This is a genomic window from Cytobacillus sp. FSL K6-0265, assembly GCF_038003465.1.
Taxonomy (GTDB): Bacteria; Bacillota; Bacilli; order Bacillales; family Cytobacillaceae; genus Cytobacillus; species Cytobacillus stercorigallinarum.
Genome location: NZ_JBBOPE010000001.1, coordinates 305,112 through 322,057, shown reverse-complemented (window position 1 = coordinate 322,057; position 16,946 = coordinate 305,112). Strand labels below are relative to the sequence as shown.

Annotated in this window: 19 protein-coding genes, 1 riboswitch and 1 other annotated feature; of the genes, 2 read left to right on the top strand and 17 right to left on the bottom strand. The window is 38.8% G+C overall.

Annotated elements, in window-relative coordinates; genetic code table 11:
- Positions 1–107 precede the first annotated feature (107 nt).
- Positions 108–263, bottom strand: a riboswitch (cyclic di-AMP (ydaO/yuaA leader).
- A gap of 554 nt (positions 264–817) precedes the next feature.
- Both MHH73_RS01715 and MHH73_RS01710 read right to left on the bottom strand, forming a co-directional pair.
- Positions 818–1,213 carry a VOC family protein gene (locus MHH73_RS01715; protein ID WP_191813779.1) on the bottom strand — a complete coding sequence of 132 codons (396 nt, stop codon included), beginning with the start codon at positions 1,211–1,213 and terminating at the stop codon, positions 818–820.
- Positions 1,214–1,277: 64 nt separating this feature from the next.
- Positions 1,278–2,501: an MFS transporter gene (locus tag MHH73_RS01710; protein ID WP_341069614.1), complete on the bottom strand. Its 1,224-nt coding sequence runs from the start codon at positions 2,499–2,501 to the stop codon at positions 1,278–1,280.
- Positions 2,502–2,584: 83 nt separating this feature from the next.
- Here MHH73_RS01710 and MHH73_RS01705 point away from each other — a divergent pair, with 83 nt between their 5' ends.
- A complete protein-coding gene (locus MHH73_RS01705) occupies positions 2,585–3,223 on the top strand; it encodes an alpha/beta family hydrolase (RefSeq protein ID WP_341064200.1) in 639 nt (212 codons plus the stop codon).
- A gap of 12 nt (positions 3,224–3,235) precedes the next feature.
- Here MHH73_RS01705 and MHH73_RS01700 read toward each other — a convergent pair whose 3' ends face one another.
- The 15 genes from MHH73_RS01700 to MHH73_RS01630 all read right to left on the bottom strand — a co-directional run bounded on the left by MHH73_RS01700 (position 3,236) and on the right by MHH73_RS01630 (position 15,802).
- Complete coding sequence (locus MHH73_RS01700) at positions 3,236–3,625, bottom strand: DUF2283 domain-containing protein (protein WP_341064199.1); 390 nt, start codon at positions 3,623–3,625, stop codon at positions 3,236–3,238.
- Positions 3,626–3,709: 84 nt separating this feature from the next.
- Positions 3,710–6,187, bottom strand: coding sequence for a peptidase G2 autoproteolytic cleavage domain-containing protein (locus MHH73_RS01695; protein WP_341064198.1), 2,478 nt, complete (start codon positions 6,185–6,187; stop codon positions 3,710–3,712).
- 204 nt (positions 6,188–6,391) lie between these two features.
- A complete protein-coding gene (locus MHH73_RS01690) occupies positions 6,392–6,868 on the bottom strand; it encodes a VOC family protein (RefSeq protein WP_341064197.1) in 477 nt (158 codons plus the stop codon).
- A gap of 153 nt (positions 6,869–7,021) precedes the next feature.
- The gene (locus tag MHH73_RS01685) at positions 7,022–7,483 is read right to left on the bottom strand and encodes a helix-hairpin-helix domain-containing protein (RefSeq protein WP_341064196.1); all 462 of its coding nucleotides are present in this window, start codon (positions 7,481–7,483) and stop codon (positions 7,022–7,024) included.
- Positions 7,484–7,494: 11 nt separating this feature from the next.
- Positions 7,495–7,833: a hypothetical protein gene (locus MHH73_RS01680; RefSeq protein ID WP_404826088.1), complete on the bottom strand. Its 339-nt coding sequence runs from the start codon at positions 7,831–7,833 to the stop codon at positions 7,495–7,497.
- A 34-nt stretch (positions 7,834–7,867) separates the two neighbouring features.
- Positions 7,868–8,731 carry an aminoglycoside 6-adenylyltransferase gene (locus MHH73_RS01675; protein WP_341064195.1) on the bottom strand — a complete coding sequence of 288 codons (864 nt, stop codon included), beginning with the start codon at positions 8,729–8,731 and terminating at the stop codon, positions 7,868–7,870.
- Positions 8,732–8,790: 59 nt separating this feature from the next.
- Complete coding sequence (metG, locus tag MHH73_RS01670) at positions 8,791–10,434, bottom strand: methionine--tRNA ligase (protein ID WP_341064194.1); 1,644 nt, start codon at positions 10,432–10,434, stop codon at positions 8,791–8,793.
- A gap of 80 nt (positions 10,435–10,514) precedes the next feature.
- Positions 10,515–10,791 (bottom strand) — a binding site (T-box leader).
- Between the two features lie 263 nt (positions 10,792–11,054).
- Positions 11,055–11,249 carry a hypothetical protein gene (locus tag MHH73_RS01665; protein WP_341064193.1) on the bottom strand — a complete coding sequence of 65 codons (195 nt, stop codon included), beginning with the start codon at positions 11,247–11,249 and terminating at the stop codon, positions 11,055–11,057.
- Positions 11,246–11,398: a hypothetical protein gene (locus tag MHH73_RS01660; protein ID WP_341064191.1), complete on the bottom strand. Its 153-nt coding sequence runs from the start codon at positions 11,396–11,398 to the stop codon at positions 11,246–11,248. The genes MHH73_RS01665 and MHH73_RS01660 overlap by 4 nt, the downstream gene beginning before the upstream one ends.
- Positions 11,399–11,437: 39 nt before the next feature.
- Positions 11,438–12,016: a nucleotidyltransferase domain-containing protein gene (locus tag MHH73_RS01655; RefSeq protein WP_191813797.1), complete on the bottom strand. Its 579-nt coding sequence runs from the start codon at positions 12,014–12,016 to the stop codon at positions 11,438–11,440.
- Positions 12,013–12,498: a GNAT family N-acetyltransferase gene (locus MHH73_RS01650; protein ID WP_341064190.1), complete on the bottom strand. Its 486-nt coding sequence runs from the start codon at positions 12,496–12,498 to the stop codon at positions 12,013–12,015. The genes MHH73_RS01655 and MHH73_RS01650 overlap by 4 nt, the downstream gene beginning before the upstream one ends.
- A gap of 71 nt (positions 12,499–12,569) precedes the next feature.
- Positions 12,570–13,016: a DUF4275 family protein gene (locus MHH73_RS01645; RefSeq protein WP_341064189.1), complete on the bottom strand. Its 447-nt coding sequence runs from the start codon at positions 13,014–13,016 to the stop codon at positions 12,570–12,572.
- Between the two features lie 7 nt (positions 13,017–13,023).
- The gene (locus MHH73_RS01640) at positions 13,024–14,301 is read right to left on the bottom strand and encodes a hypothetical protein (RefSeq protein WP_341064188.1); all 1,278 of its coding nucleotides are present in this window, start codon (positions 14,299–14,301) and stop codon (positions 13,024–13,026) included.
- Positions 14,298–14,711, bottom strand: a complete 414-nt coding sequence (locus MHH73_RS01635; protein WP_191813803.1) for a hypothetical protein — start codon at positions 14,709–14,711, stop codon at positions 14,298–14,300. The genes MHH73_RS01640 and MHH73_RS01635 overlap by 4 nt, the downstream gene beginning before the upstream one ends.
- An 89-nt stretch (positions 14,712–14,800) precedes the next feature.
- Positions 14,801–15,802: a YeiH family protein gene (locus MHH73_RS01630; RefSeq protein ID WP_341064186.1), complete on the bottom strand. Its 1,002-nt coding sequence runs from the start codon at positions 15,800–15,802 to the stop codon at positions 14,801–14,803.
- A gap of 112 nt (positions 15,803–15,914) precedes the next feature.
- On the opposite strand from MHH73_RS01630, the gene MHH73_RS01625 reads away from it, so the two are divergent.
- Positions 15,915–16,787 carry a LysR family transcriptional regulator gene (locus tag MHH73_RS01625; protein WP_341064185.1) on the top strand — a complete coding sequence of 291 codons (873 nt, stop codon included), beginning with the start codon at positions 15,915–15,917 and terminating at the stop codon, positions 16,785–16,787.
- Positions 16,788–16,946 lie beyond the last annotated feature (159 nt).

The window sequence follows — 16,946 nt, the reverse complement described above, 5'->3', positions numbered from 1 at the left end:
AATTTGATCAAGTGCTTAGGCAAGGGAAACAAGGTTAATTAATTTAAGGTGAAAATAAACCAAAAAAAAAGCCTTTTCAGTTATTTTCCCGCAATCATATAAACTCCTTTTGTTTCCTTTAATGCTGACGAGGTTAGCTTTCGGGTTAGGGCTAAGGGAAACAGTAAGCCCCTCTAACATACATAGATTCACCCCAAACGGACATGTCCGCTGTAAAAATTGGGTCCCCCGTTCTTAGAAAAAAGATTAAGCAATTTATTACAAAATACTTTTCTATTATATTATTAATACATTGAAATTGTAAATAGAAAGAATTACCGAGGATATTTAAAGCTGTGCGTTCACTATCGCGCACCTATCTATCAAAACCTTTATAATTCTCGTAAATACTTATATTTTCTCTTGTTTACTACTGCATAATTAAATTTAAATCACCCTATTACAGCTCTTTTTTAAATAAAAATTAAAGAAAAATATACATAAAATTTACAAAACTAATTTTTCTGAAATATCAATTATTTAGACTCCCTAAATATAAATAATTACTCAGCTGTTACCTCAATGAGCTTATTTGTTAGTGGTTGATTTTTTAGCGAATGCTTTTGTTATCACTAATACCCATGCCTATCATTAAACATCGTTTGATGATTCATGTAGATATTCTCACGTTTTTATTTAGCAATAAAATGTGGAATCAAATAAGGAGACTCAACAATCACAGGAGCGCTGCAGGAGTGACTTCAGGTTTACTAAAGTTGGGGACACAAAAAGAAAAAGATGGCAAAAGGGAATGTATAACCCTTGCCATCTTTTTTAATTAAGGTAGATTGATTTGCCAAGACACACCGAAGCGATCATTAATCCAAACAAATTGCTGACTAAAACCATAATCACCTAAAGGCATTAATTCCGTACCACCGTCTACTAGTTTTTCGTAGACATTACGTAGCTCTTCCGCAGTGTCACAATTCAAATAAAAGGAAAAGCTGGGTGTGAAATTGAACTGATGGGCGATATTACTATCAATGCACATCACTTCTTGATCCTTTAGCTTGAATATCGCATTCATTACTGTGCCTTCATCACCCGCTTCATTTTCACCATAGCGGGCAATATTTATAATGCTTGAGTCTTCAATAATTGATGTATAGTAATTCATCGCTTGCTCTGCCTGTCCATCTTGAAACATTAGAAAGGGCATGACACTTTTCATCGCTAATCTCCTTTATCTCTCATTTTCATCCATCATACTTCAAGAAGAAGTTAGGAGCAAATCATTAGCTAGAGACAGCCTTATCTTCAAAATAACTTGCTTTTGATGGTCGATAGATAGTCGCGACTAATGCAATGGAAACCACTCCACTAATCACTGCAAAGACAACACTTACTTCTTGTAAGGTAAACCACTCTGCTAGGAGACCAAGTAATAATGTCAAACCAATTTGAACGATTCCTTGCAGGAGATCAGCCACACTTGCAAACCTCCCCATAATGTCGACAGGTACTTGTTTTTGGAAAAAAGTCACATAACCAGCATTGGCAAATGTAAAGAAGAACCCTAATACGACAAAGGCGATGGTTGCAGTTAAATAATGTGTAGATGCATAGAAGACAATGTAACCAATCGATGTCAATAACATTCCCGCACCAATATATAGTTTTAATGATAATTTTTTCGCTAATAAACTCGAACATAAACCTCCAAGTATAGCACCAATACCTGTCATGGCTACAATATAGCCATACGCTTCATTGGACAGGCCAAGATCTCTCGTTAGAAAGGTAACCTCTTGAGAATCTAGGGCGACACATATGAGCATCGTCGTTTGGAATAACAAATAGACAGATATAAAATACTTGGCTCCTTTAGAAAAGCGAATAATCGTCCGCCAATCTTCTACCAATGTTTTAAAACGAATTCTCTCTCTTACATGATTATTCTGCTCATCTACATTCGGAAGTAAGAAAATAAAGAAAGCACATATAATAAAAGTAGCGGCATTTATATAGAAGCAGACCGCCAAACTAACCGTCGTCATTAATACCCCTGCAATTGCTGGACCAATCATAATTGCCCCATTACCTGCCATTCCGATAAGTGAGTTGACTCGCTTACGTTCTGACTCTGGAATTAATTTGGTTATGTATACTTGTGAGCTTGGTCCAAAGAAACTACCAGCCAAATTAATGAGTAACAATAAAAAGTAAATCAACCATAATGAATGTACAAATGGTAAACAGACAACTAAAAGACCTCGTACAATATCGGTAAAAATCATTAACCTTCTCTTATTTACTCTATCAATCACACTTCCTGACCAAAGGTTGGTCAAAAGCATAGCTAAAGGTCTAATAATATAAAGACCCGCAACTGCAGCTGCAGAACCGGTTAAGTCAATAATATATACGTTCAACGCAATCAAATAAATCCAATTCCCTAAATAAGAAACGCCTATACCCAATATAAGCAGCGCAGGATTTCTCCAACCGATAGGTATCACCCCTTGCAAAAAAATATAAGATTCAGAAAATACAGTACAGGAAATATGTTACACTACTTATAAAAAATAACAAGGGGAAATTGATGGAAATTCATGAAATAAACTTACAAAAAGAGGAAAAAACAGTTAGATATACTCATATAAATTTAGGTGCTTCGTCCGTATGTATCATGTTTTCAGGAGCGGGATACAACTATAATCATCCATTGTTTTACTACGCTACAATGATGATGATTGAGCAGGGGATTGATGTTGTTCATATTCATTATCAATATGAAACAAATTTATTAAAAACACATAGAGTAGAAGACATTTCATCTTTAATGATGGAAGATATTCACCTTGTTATTACGGATATATTTAAAAAACATACCTATCAAAAAACCATCCTGTTGGGCAAGTCTCTTGGTACGATACCGATTACTTTACACCTTGCGAGAGATGAAATTTTCTGCAAGGCACAGATTATTCTTTTAACACCGTTATTAACATTTCCGACAATTGCAAAGGCAACTGTATTATTAAAGCAACAAGTGTTACTCATCATTGGTAATCAAGATCTATATTTCCATCATGAAACGATCGAAGAATTGAAGGGACATTCTGTTCAAGTAAAAATAATCGATGGCGCCAATCACTCACTCGACATCGGCAATCATACTGGTCAATCACTTCAAACGTTACAAACAGTAATGAATGAAGTGCAAAGGTTTATTTTTTGATAGGGTTAAAAATTATTTTATCATACTTATTAAAATCTGCTTCTTATATTTTTGAAAATCAACAATGTCGAAACCGATAAAGTATTTAGACCGCTCATCAGCAAAATAAAATTGGATGCCTTTTAATAGATAATGCTTCTTAACAGGTTTTTCAGATAGCCGGAAAGAAAGAATTTCACCATTCTCGTGATATATTTTTTCTAATCCTGCTATCGGGGATAACTTTTTCGCATTCGCTTCAAAACATTCTATACCAACGATGCGATCATCCTCATCAATATCAACTAATAATGGGGAATCACCTACGTCTTCTGTTGCTTGAATGGTATACGTTTCTGTATCAGGTAGCAAATAGATATAGCCAACTCCTGCCTCTATATCAAATGTAATTCTAGATTTCAATCGTTCTCCCCCTCAAATTTCAGTTTAATGCTTATTATGTATATATAGGATTCCTCTGTATAGAAACCCTACATTTTTAATGGCTTATTTACTGTTATTTAACGTATCAACCAATTGGGCAAGCATTTGTTTCATTTCTTGTTGTTCTTGTTGGTATCGGTTAGCAAGCTCAATTATTTCACTTTCATTGCCTTTAATCATAATAATGACTTGATTAGCGGCCGTTCTTTTTATCACACGATATCCTTGCTGCGAAATTGTCGCTATACCCTCATCATTTGGTAAACAATAACCATTTACTTGACAGCTACCATCATCTCTTACTCTTAATTGTCCCAATAACCCTACTGCAGACCACTCTTGTCTATCTTGTCTTGAAACATAAGGTTGTGATGGATCCCACTTCGTACTAATAATCGGCCTTGTTTCTTTTACAGATGGGCCATTATCTCCTCTTTTTGTAGCTGGCAAAGGTACCTCGATATCGGTATACATTCTACGTCCCCAATCATCTAATTCATATTTCCCTTGCCAACTCAAGCTTGCACTATTACCTAACAAGCTTGGGGTCGCACTTGTTATACCTAGTATATAGCTATCTGATGAAGTTGCTTTTCGTATCTTATCACCTTCTAACGTAACAAAGTAACCGACATCAATTGCAGACCCATCTAAACTTTCAAACATCTCCGCTATATCTGCCCCACCAGTGTTATACGTAGCTCCATCAATGTACATTTCACCATTACTAGCTAACCATTTGGCACCAAGGCCTCTTGTCCCTGGAGCTGTTCCGTTGCCAATAAACCATGAATAAGGCTCTTCAGCATCACCGTATCGGCCCATAATATGCGCGCCCGCTTGATCATTTGTACTTGTACCAAGTCCCTCCGCATGAGAGTAATCACCTGAAGCTATCGTACCTGTTCCTTCCGCATGACTTGCTAATCCACTCGCCACATTGTTAAAACCTTCAACATGAGAACTATTTCCACTTGCTGTGTTAGGTGCAGGCAAGTTTACACCATCTGAACCTCCTTCTGCGTGTGCTGAAAAGCCACTTGCAGTATTTTCAGTTCCTTCCGCATGAGAAGCATTTCCGCTAGCAACTGTTCCTAATCCTTCGGCATGTGCATAAGGAGCATCAAATGTTGTGCTAGATAAGTAGCCCTCAGCATGGGAAGAAGTGCCCGCCGCTACTGTACTCTGACCTTGGGCATGTGCAAAAGTGCCTGAAGCAATTGTTGAATTTCCTTCCGCATGTGAATTGTAACCAGACGCCTCTGATCCATCACCCTCCGCATGAGACCAAGTTCCCGAAGCGATTGTTGAAGTACCTTCTGCATGAGCCGCACCTCCACTCGCTGTTGTAAAGTAACCTTCCGCATGAGAATAGTCACCTTGTGCCTGTGTATTACCTCCTTCTGCATGAGAGTAGGCTCCTATCGCTTGAGCATTGTAACCTTCGGCATGAGTACCAAAGTTACTTGCTACACTTAGAAAACCCTCGGCATGTGCGCCAGAATTGGATGCAGTTGTTTGAATGCCCTCGGCATGAGCACCATATGCTATTGCATTTGTCGAACCCCCTTCGGCATGGGAAGCGGTAGAGGTAGCATTAGTAGATAAACCCTCAGCATGTGCGCCAATACCAGAAGCTAACGTGCCATCTCCTTCCGCATGAGAGGCATCTCCACTCGCTGTTGTATTTAATCCTTCTGCATGCGCAGCACTTCCACTTGCTGTAGATCCAGAACCTTCTGCATGCGAAACATCTCCACTTGCATTTGTTTCTGAACCTTCGGCATGAGAGGTTTCCCCACTAGCCGTTGTTGCATAACCTTCTGAATGACTATTATCTCCAATCGCCGACGTATTTGTTCCTTCAGCGTGTGCCTCATTTCCAATTGCTGACGTATTAATTCCCTCGGCATGAGAGGCATATCCACTTGCTTCAGTCCCATGTCCCTCTGCGTGTGATACACCGCCCGTGGCCAAACTTTCAAACCCTTCTGCATGGGAGGCTGTCCCTATTGCATTCGTCGAATTTCCCTCCGCATGAGAACCTTCGCCGCTTGCAGTCGTACTAAAACCTTCTGCATGCGCAGCGGTTCCACTTGCATTCGTTTGAGCCCCTTCTGTATGTGAACCAATTCCTGCTGTTACTGTTCCATAACCTTCTGCATGTGAACTATCAGCAATCGCCATATTCGCAAAGCCCTCCACATGAGAGGCTGTTCCTAAAGCTTCCGTCGAATTTCCCTCCGCATGGGACGCTTGCCCACTCGCAAGTGTATTAAACCCCTCACTATGTGCAGCGACCTCCGCTGCATTAGTACTTGAGCCTTCCACGTGAGAAGCGGCACCTGTCGCTGTGGATGCATAACCCTCGGCATGAGAGATCTCTCCATTCGCTATACTATTATAGCCCTCCGCATGGGACGCTGTGCCAGCAGCTTCTGTTGTACTCCCTTCCGCATGAGAAGCCACGCCACTTGCAATAGTATTATAGCCACCTGCATCGGAACATGTTCCTAAAGCATTTCTATTACAATCAGCCAAATTTAGCACTCCTTTCCACAAGAATTTATTCTTTATCCTGATAGTTTATTAAAAGGAATTCATTTTCGTGTGGACAAGAACCTAATCTTATCACTTTATGACCGGCTTATCTCTCGCCATTTATTTAAATTCTTTAAAGGCAAAAAAAGAAAACGAAAAAATGATAAATGAAGCAACATTTTTTCGTTTATTCCATTTTTCACTTTATTTAACTTGTAACTTAAGTACTTTCAAAGATTCTTCCCATTCAGTTATAGACCACTTTTTATAAACTTTCTGCAATTCCTCTGGTGTATCCACCGTACACATCAACTCTAAACTATTGCCGTCTGGGTCTTTAAAATAAACTGAAGCATTACTTTGATGTGACCGAATAAATGGTGCCACCGACTTTCTGTTGCCAAAGGGTACGGCTTTTATCCCCTTTGTTTCTAACCATTTTAATGAACGCTTTAAATTTTCATAGGAAACCCGAAAGGCAACATGTCTAACAGAAGGATGATAGGGCAACTTGTACTCTTCTCCTTGCCATAGCCCTAACCAACTTTTATCCTTTTCAATCCAAAGAAATACTGTCTCTTCATCCCTTAATGCCACTTCTAACCCTAGATTCGTATAAAATTCAATCGCGTCATCTAGATTTTTGACTGGTAAATGAGCTTCATACAGACCTTCTATCATTGCATCATCAGTCCTCCTTTATCTAGTTATATTTTCAATCAAAAGAGAACAAATCGCGACCGATCAAAGCTGTATCTTACTTACGACTTTTGATGGAGAGCGGACTTTGCCAGTATGCCACTTTCTTGAACAACCTCCAACCCTCATCCCCCTCTATTCCCGCCACGATTTCTCTGGGCGATCTGGTGGAAAGCCATTTGTTCTGCGATACGCCTTCCTCTCATCCGTGAACTCAAACCATTTTTTAGGAAATTCCTTATTGTTAGCGAAATGAATGACACAGCGAATTTGATCTTCCACACAACCATCCGTCCTCACACCCATTTCCTTTTCCAACAGATCAAATAGTTTTCCCGGGTCTTCATTCTTTATATCTTCTAAACAATAGATTTGGAGATATTGAACAAGTTTATCCGCTAATTCAAAACCAATCGAGGGCACCAATTGAAAGTCTGCCCATCCCTTAATCTTTCGTGCCCTTTCATCTGATATATTTAAATGCTGACCGATTTCTTTTATCGCAAGTGTATGGATTTGGCTGACCTTCAATCTGGCGTTTCGAAGTTCAGACCTTTCATCCGCCGTTAAAGGTAATTTAGGTTGATAAGATGGCATCGACTTCCTCCTTACTGGTATTCATTTAAGGTTATTGGTTTATATCCTTTTCTTTTTTTATAATGATCAAGTGTACCCATCTCTAAGTTAGCTACCATTTCCATTATCTCTAAATCTCTTCTTGTCACAACAGGATCCGCCGCATTCCAGCGAACCGTGCGAATGAAATAATACGTTTTAATTGGGTGAAAGACTACTTTTGAATGGGGGAAAGCATCGAAAGTAAATTCAAGCGCTCCCCGTTTTTTATAAGAATAGGAAAGAATATTCATTGTGTGGATCCATCCCTTTGTTTTTAAGTCGTACAATTCTTTACCCTTATACGAAAAGGCTTCAATCCCTTTTAACACTTTTTCCTCTCATTCTTTAAGCAGCCTATCTTCTTCACGCTTTCGGTAATAGCCTAACTGACTCCAAATACGCCAACATGCGACTGTCATCATTGATAGGATAAGAGAATCGAAAGTGATTAGCCACGTCATGAGCTAACGCACGAAACAATTCGCATGTGGCCATGACCGCTTCCCACATATTTTCCTCATCTCCATTACTATAAGTTCTTTTGTACATCTCCCAGTAATCAGGAGGAAGATAACATTTATAATATTTTCCTAACTTACCAGTGGAAATGCGAAATTCATTTTGAATACCGATCCACCAGTCGACCATTTTGTTTAACGCGTCTCTTATGTCCGTGTTAAACATCGCTTGAGCATATGGCAACTCATCTCGCCAAATGCCTTTCGCCACATTTTGTAAACACCACCAGAAGTTATTTGTATAAGCATCATATTCACCTTCGCTCGGTGTTTGCACGTGATAATCGACATCAGTTGGAGAAGGAATAATGGGCAAGTACGCACCTTTATCCAATAAAGGAACAGTCAATTTATCTCCCCCATATTCATCTCGCATCGCTTCCTTCGTTTGAAAGCGAAGATCGATACGATTGCCGTCTGTAAATAGCATGAGGAAACCATAGCTCTTGAAGTCTGGCACTATACCTTTACCAAAATCATTTTTATCCGGTTCTTGCTTCATCATCAACTCGCCAAAAGAGGCGATCCAATTTTGATTTTTAATAAAAGGCTCAGTATCTTCAACGACATAAACAATATCATAATCTTGAAACTGGTCTCTTGGGACATTTCTATTTGTTCTGGAACCGTTCATATAGACAGCAAAAATCCTTTCTTCGTTTTTTGCAAAATCTATAATGGTAGCCATCATTTCTGTTTCAGACCTCATTACTTCACCACCCATGTATGGGTTCTTTATTTGCTAAGAGAAGTCCTGCTTTGCAACAATCATTCGGCAAGGGATTGCGCTTGTAATCTCGCTAATTCTTTGTCAATGTTCTCGACATCAATGCGGGCAAATAATGGTTCAACTGGTGCAGTGAGCGTCACACCATTCAAAACAACTTCTTTCCATCTCTGTTCTTGGACATTAAGCCATTCGAATACCTTTTCACTTGAAAACGGTAAAAAAGGAGAAAGCAACTGAGCAAGGTTAGCAATCAAATAAACACAGTTAGCTAATGTTTTTTCACAAGACCCTTGATTCTCATGCCATTGTTGCCATGGCTTTTGCTCATCAAAATATTTATTAGATTTTCGCACATAGGCGAATATATTCTCTAGTGCTTGCTTCATGCTTCCTTGTTCAATAAGGTTTCCAACTTCTTGATATAAGCAGTTCATTTCGGCTTTTATCTTTTCATCTATATCCATCGTTGTAATGACACCGGCAAATGATTTTTCAATAAATTTCAACGTACGATTCACGAAATTCCCATATGCACCAAGCAATTCGCTATTATGGCTATAGATAAACTCTTTCCAAGAAAAGTCGGCATCGCGATTCTCCGGTGCATTAATCGTAAGAAAGTAGCGAATCGAATCTGGTTCATATCTTTCTAAAAAGTCTGGCACCCAAACAGCCCAATTTTTACTCGTCGATAACTTCTTTTTTTCTAAAGTAACATATTCATTGGAAATCACCCTTGTCGGCAATGCCGCTACTCCTATTCCTTGTAAAATGGCGGGCCAGATTACTGTGTGGAACGGGATATTATCTTTTCCGTGTACATAATACGAGGTTGTTTCACTTGACCAAAAATGATGATCGTCCTGATTGTTTTCTTCTGCCCACTTTTTACTTGCCGAATAATAGCCTGAAACCGCCTCAATCCATACATACACCTTTTTATCTTCATAACCAACAACAGGAACACTGACACCGATTGGTAAATCCCTTGAAATCGCTCGGTCCTGCAAGCCTTCACGTAAATATCTCTTCGTTAATTGGAGCGCATTATCTCGCCATAAATGTTGCTCTTCGGCTCGTTGTGTATATTTTTCCAAATCAGCTTGTAAGTCACTTAGTGCAAAATAAAAATGTTCTGTCTCCCTTGTCGTCGGTGTGTGACCACAAATTTTACAGCTGCGTTCATGAAGTTCAAGTGGCTCTAAGATTGTTGCACAATGATCACATTGATCACCTCTGGCAGGTTCACTACATACTGGACATAACCCTTCCACATAACGGTCTGGCAAGAACTGCTGACAATCGTCACAATAGGTTTGCTCTACCTTTCGCTTGTAAATCAAGCCTTTTTCTAAAAGCGCTAAAAATATTTCTTGTACCACATGATGGTGATGAGCTGTATCCGTTCTTGTATAAATATCATAGGAAAAACCTAATTGCGTAAAGCAATCAACAAACTCCCGGTGATAGTAATCTGCTATCACCCGAGGCTCAACCCCCGCCTGTCTTGCTTTCACAGTAATCGGTGTACCATTACAATCACTGCCTGAAGCATATAGCACTTTTTCTCCTTTCAAACGATAATATCTTGCCAAAATGTCTCCAGGTAGCAAACTTGAAACATGACCAAGATGCAATGATCCATTTGCATAAGCCCACGCCCCACCAATAAAAATACTCATCTTCTATTCCCCCTAAGTTGTTAGCCTGATTGATTGAGACAGGACTGCAAACAAAAAACCTCGCCCCATAGCTATTTCTAGCTAAGGGCGAGGTTTATACCACGCGTTACCACCTTATTTTACAAATAGGTTACCCTACTTGCCTCATCAAGTACGCCAGTCCCAATCGGCCTTTATACTGTGACATTGATAACGAGTGCCAAAACTCGGTGTAGCCTACTTATACTTATAAACAAGTATGTTCAGTACACAGCTCAGAGACCATTTTTCGAATGATTGCTTTTTGCTTCTTCTCAGCTACCGAAGCTCTCTGATAAAAAAACGACACATTCTACTTTTTCTCTTCATTGCCTTTAGTTGAAAAATATTAAAATCATTGTAATCAGTAGGCTTATAAAAGTCAATAGTTAAAATCGGGTGGGACACCTTTAATGATTACTTTCTTTACAGTTTGATAAAAATTGGCGGAGGATAACTTATTTAGAATCTTAATAAATAAATCAGAGTATATAAGATCCTAATGAAAAAATAGGGGGAACCATCTTGACCATTGAATCTCTCATCACTGACGGTTTTTAATGGGTAAGCAAATTTTTTGGAGATTGCTGAAAACACTTTTTTCATTCGTTACTTTTCTTATAGCGTAAGTAAATAATGAAAAAAATCATGATCGTCCCGATAACCAACAGCCCATTTGGGATGAAATACCACTCACTTGAAAGTGTCATAAATAACACGGTAGTTAGGGCAATTAAAGGGAACATACTGAAGACAAATAGGCGGACAATTGGGTTTTTCCAATCAAATTGACTCACCCTGCTACCCCTCCTTTGTTTTTGTTTATAAATATCTCTTCTTTTCTAGTTCCAACCGGCGATTGATTCCTCTCATTAAGATAGAGAGAAAAAAATGCCAACAGCCCGCCTAATAATGCTAAGGTTACTGTCATATTCATTATATCCATCACTAGGTATCCTCCTAGATCCATTAAAGTAAGTGTTTCTCAGTATGTTACAAGTAATTCTAACCACTTATGATGTGGCATATGTAATTGAATCGCTGTTTGTAGCCATTTTTTCTGTTCAGAAGATAAGGAATCGACCACTCGAAGGAAGTCCTCTTGATCCTTCGCTCTCGTATCTTTCGCTTTATATAACAACACCACTTCGGGACTCAAATAAGGAATGCCTTCTTTGTGTACAGACTTCATTTTTTCAAATGAATAATGAATACGCTCATCTCTTCTAAAGATCCAATCATTATGTTGGATTTCATTTAACAATACCTCTAATGAAGTACCATCTATCACGTTCTGGCAATGAATTTCATGAATCGGTAGCTGTAAGTTTTCCCCTTTCCAAGTAACTAGTTCACCATTCACCGCCTTCTGAAATGTCCATTTGTTAAGGTGATTTTTTACATGTGCTTGATCATGACGAAATACAGCGATTTCAATATCTTTATGTTCCCTCGTCTTTTGGCCAATATGCAAATCAATCGCCCAACCTCCCGCAATAAACCACGGTTTATCAAACCCCGACATAAGATTCCTTATTCTATGACAAAGTTGGAACTCCGTCATAATTTCAACTCCATAAATAAAGTTCCTGCTACCGGATTGTACGTATAGGGCGGAATCTCATAAAATCCAATGGCGCGATAAAGTTTTTGCGCACTCTTCATAGTCGCTAATGTATCGAGTCTCATAGATTCATATGGGATGCCCTTCGCTTCTTCTATCAGTCTTAAAACCAATTCTTTGCCAATACCTAGATTTCTATAAGCTTTGCGCACATACAGTCTTTTCATTTCACAAACCTTGTCTGCTAGCTTACGATAAGCGATACAACCAGCAACTTTACCATCAACAATCGCTAAAAGTATCGACCCATCCGGCGAACCATACTTACCCGGTAAGGAGGCTAGTTCGCCTTCGAAATCTTGAAAATTGAGATTAATCCCCAACGAGTCTGCATATTCTGTAAATAATTCTCGTACAACGGGATAGTTCTCTACTGTTGCACTTTTGTAATGGACAACAGCATTTTCTTTCATTACTTTCATATTATCTACTCCTTATCCACTAGTGTTCTACCACCTAATTCCCGTTTAAGTACCAATCAAAGATTTATCAGTCATCTTCTCTCAACCTCATTGTGACAATAAAAATAAGGACCGTACCATGGGGATTCATGTGGCCTTATATATGTCCAAGTAAAATCAACATCCACCACATAAATATCTCTTTCTCTCTCGAAATCAATCGCCTTGAGTGATGTTACCCGATCAATGATATACGCAGCATCCTCCATCTCGTAAAAAATATAACAAGACATATTTTTCATTTGTTCTAACCTTCCTCTAGCCTGTTCTCCTTCTAGACAAACGACTGTCTCATAACTAAAAACATGCCATAGAAACCCACATATTCTCCCTTTTTCATATAAATGAATCGCTTCTTTTTCACTCTTATTCAAGTGACTAGCAAAAGACTGTTCCCAGCGATATTGTAAATAAGGGCCCCATTTCGGTATCTCGGTTACTTTTACTCCCCGATCTCTCAATCTTGTTACTAAATCCACCACTCCATCACTCCCGATCCGCTAACAAGAAAACCTCACCCGTATGGGCATCAACCCCATACGAACTATCGATCATTGCACCTAAAATATATTTCTGCGTGTCATCGTAATACACATAACAAGGTTTTAATTCGATGAATTCTTTGATTTTTTCATAGGCTTCTTCTTTTGATAGAACGACCTCTTCCGGGTCATCATACGTTTTAAATTGATCAGATAATAACTGGTTATCTATATAAGTGATCACCTCTAATGAATGGGGATCGATGATTACTTTCAGTTTCCGCTGGAAAATAAACGAGTGGCTCTTACTTCCTTTTAAATTGGCGTGAATATAACCAGTATCGCGATTGAAAGAAGTTAATAACCATTCCCCTGAATACGCTGGATATACTTGTCTTAAAAACGTTTTAACGACGTCAATATAAGCAGTACCTTCACTTTCATTAATCGGTTCTATATCAGCACTAGGTTCATTCGTAAATGCCTGTTTTGCTGAAATATCTTCAATCAACACCAACTCACTCTGAGTGAAGTTATTTTGTAACGGCTCCGACCAAACCAATAACTCTTCTAATTCAATACGCCCACCTCTATCGGTAAAACCTTCAAAAGGAATGGTTTTCGAAAGGTCATTGGTTATATAGATTTCCTCTAAAGCATAAGTGGGATAGATTTTTTCATCCTTAAAGGAAGGATCATGTATCAGTCGGATTTGTGCTTGGGCAGTTTTTTTCACTTGCTTAACGGTCAGTGTATATTCCTCTTCTTTCACTACTTCTTCAGTTGGGAATTGCCCATAAACACTATAAAAAACGAGTTCCCCATCACTATTTAATTTCAGTTCAATATAACCAGGCGGAAATATGTCTATCCCTTTATAACATTCTTTAAAAACGTACTTGCCCCCTTTATGAGAATCCAGTTGAAACTGCCTACCATATATTAAATTCGTTTCCGCTTCTATCCATTTAATGATGCTCTCTACATCCCGCTGTTGAAAAACAATGCCATCCTCTGCATACGTTTCTCCCCCGACAAAAATAGCCGATTCTACCTGGTTTGTTGACAAATCGATCGCAATGACAGCCGTTCCTTCAGGATTAAGATCTTCTTCAACAATACTTGCCTCTTTAGGGAACCACTCCATACAAAATTGGTAAACCGTTTCATTGAACAGTGTTACACGGCGACTGTAACTGCTACGTCCTAAATCATAATGAGCTAGGCCGAACTTTAATCTTGTCCATTCTATTATTTTCTCCTCTTGTTCATTCACTATCACTTCACAAGCATCTCCCTTAACGAATTTGTCATATCCCCCGTAGTCAAAAACGTCTGTCCGTCACTAACCATATACATAAGGACACTCGGTTCATCTTGTTCTCCTACCCATAAATGAATGGCATGAGTAGGCAAATCCTTTTTATACTCAACCATTACATCATAATCAGGTAGTTGTTCATTTATTACTGTTGGCTCTTGTACAGCTGTTAAAATAACTTTTTCCATTGTTTTTATGCCTGCATCTTCTTTGATAGAAAAAAGAATAGTTTCATTCATTTCCCCCACCCCTTTAGATGTTGAAAAATGAATAGCTTTAATGGGCTCGTCCAATAACACCATCGGCTCTCCTTTTACACAACCGATGAGGATGAATGCGCTTAAAACAATAGCGATGTATAGGCTTTTCATACTTACTCCTTCACACATATATAAAATGGAAATATATGCTTATTATCATACAATGGAACACAAAAAAGAGCCACACTTCATGTGACCCTTTACATAATAAAAATAATGATCAATCCTAAGAAAACAAGCAGGATCGTACCAAGTAATGCCGCATAAAAAATCTGCAGGCCCATTTTCTTAAAAGCGGACAGTTCTACATTTAACCCTAAGCCCGCCATTGCCATTGCTAATAACAGATACGACCCACTAATAAGCCATTGAACAAGTTCAGCCGGCAACCACCCCATCGTATTGATGGCACTCATCGCAAGAAAACCGAAGATAAACCATGGAATTGGTAACTTGTTCTTTGTTCCGCTCTCTTGACTTTCCTTCTTCTTCATATAATAGCCGATAAGAATGGCCACTGGCACGAGTAAAATCACTCTTGTCAGTTTGACAATAATGGCGATATTCTCTGCCTCCACACCACCAACAGAAGAAGCTGCAACAACGTGAGCAATCTCATGCAGGGTTCCACCAGTTAACATACCAAATTGATAGTCGGTTATTGGTAAAATCGGAAACAGGAAAGTATAAAGTAGGGTGAATAGCGTACCAAGCACAGCAATCACACCGACACTGACCGCTGTCACACTTTCTTTCGCCTTGACAACAGATGCAATCGCTACAATTGCAGCCGCTCCACAAATGGCCGTTCCACACGCCGTTAATAAACTTAATGTTTTATCAACATGAAGCATACGGGCAAAACTATAAACAGCAAGAAGGGTAACACCTAACAAGAAAGCCGCATAAAGAAAAGTACTAACACCTGCATGAGCTAAATCGGATAAATTAAGGCGCAATCCTAACAAGATAATGCCTAGTCTTAATAATTTTTTACTGGAAAAATCAACGCCAACTTTATATGAACGGTTCCAACCAATCGTATGTGACCAAATTATGCCTAGCAAAATGGCTAAAACGAGCTGACCGATAATCGTCAGGTAAGGTAATTTGGCGAGAAGCCCAGCCATAAAAGCAATAATCAATGTCGTCCCTATTCCAAAATAAAAGGAGCCTGTTCTCAAAGATGCTTTTAAATCCATTGCTGTCTCTCCTTTCTCTATTACAGTATAGTTTTGTCCTTTTTATTTCGGAAATAAATATATATAATAATACTTATTCATTTTATTAATAAATGGGGTGGCCATGATGCATATGGAGGAACTTGAGACGTTTCTTGTCCTCGCACGGGAAAAAAATTTTACGAAAACAGCTAAACAAAGGGCGTTATCTCAACCAACCGTTAGTGTCCATATAAAAAACCTGGAAAATGAATTTGCGACCTCGCTCATTCAGCGCACAACAAAAAAAGTCCACTTAACAGCCGAAGGGGAACTTTTTTATAATCAAGGCTTAAAAATATGGGAAGTCTATCAGCAGCTGAAAGAAACATTATATGAGAAAAAACAAGTCGCCTCAGGGCTCATACGAATCGGAGCTAGCTTTACAATTGGTGAATACATTTTGCCGAGCGTGATCGCACAATTACAAGCAACTCATGAGCAATTATCCTTTCATGTGACGATTGGTAATACAGATCAGATGATTAATAGTGTCAGGCGGTTAGAAGTAGATATCGGCTTAGTGGAAGGGCAAACCTATGCGAAAGAGGTTGTCCAAACATCCTTTGCAGAAGATCGTTTAGTAATTGTTTGTTCACCTGCCTATGCAGAAAGTTTTCATTCGATAACAGATTTACATGATCAAGAGTGGATTATCCGTGAAGAAGGTTCGGGGACAAGGCAATCATTTGACCATCTAATTGAATCTCATCAAATTAGAGTCAAATCCACCTTCATCATCAGCTCTACCCAAGGAATAAAAAGTAGCGTAAAAAGCGGACTAGGACTCGCCTTACTATCCGAGGCAACCATACAAGAGGAATTAACATACGGTCTATTGAAGATTGTACCGATAGAAGGCCTTTATGCAAAACGAGCCTTTTCTTATATCCTGACCAAAGGAACGAACCTTAATCGCAATACGCAATTATTGGTCGATACGTTGAAATATGGTGCAGAAGCTTAGAGGAGTACATCCACTCTGTGGAATTTTAAACAAACGTTAGATTGAACGTGAACAATGTACTTTTTGTCTCGAAAATACCATTCAAAATATATTAACTTCCCCACACTCCCCTCATTTCTAACACAAAAGAATACTACTCTCCCTTCATCGTCGTATTTA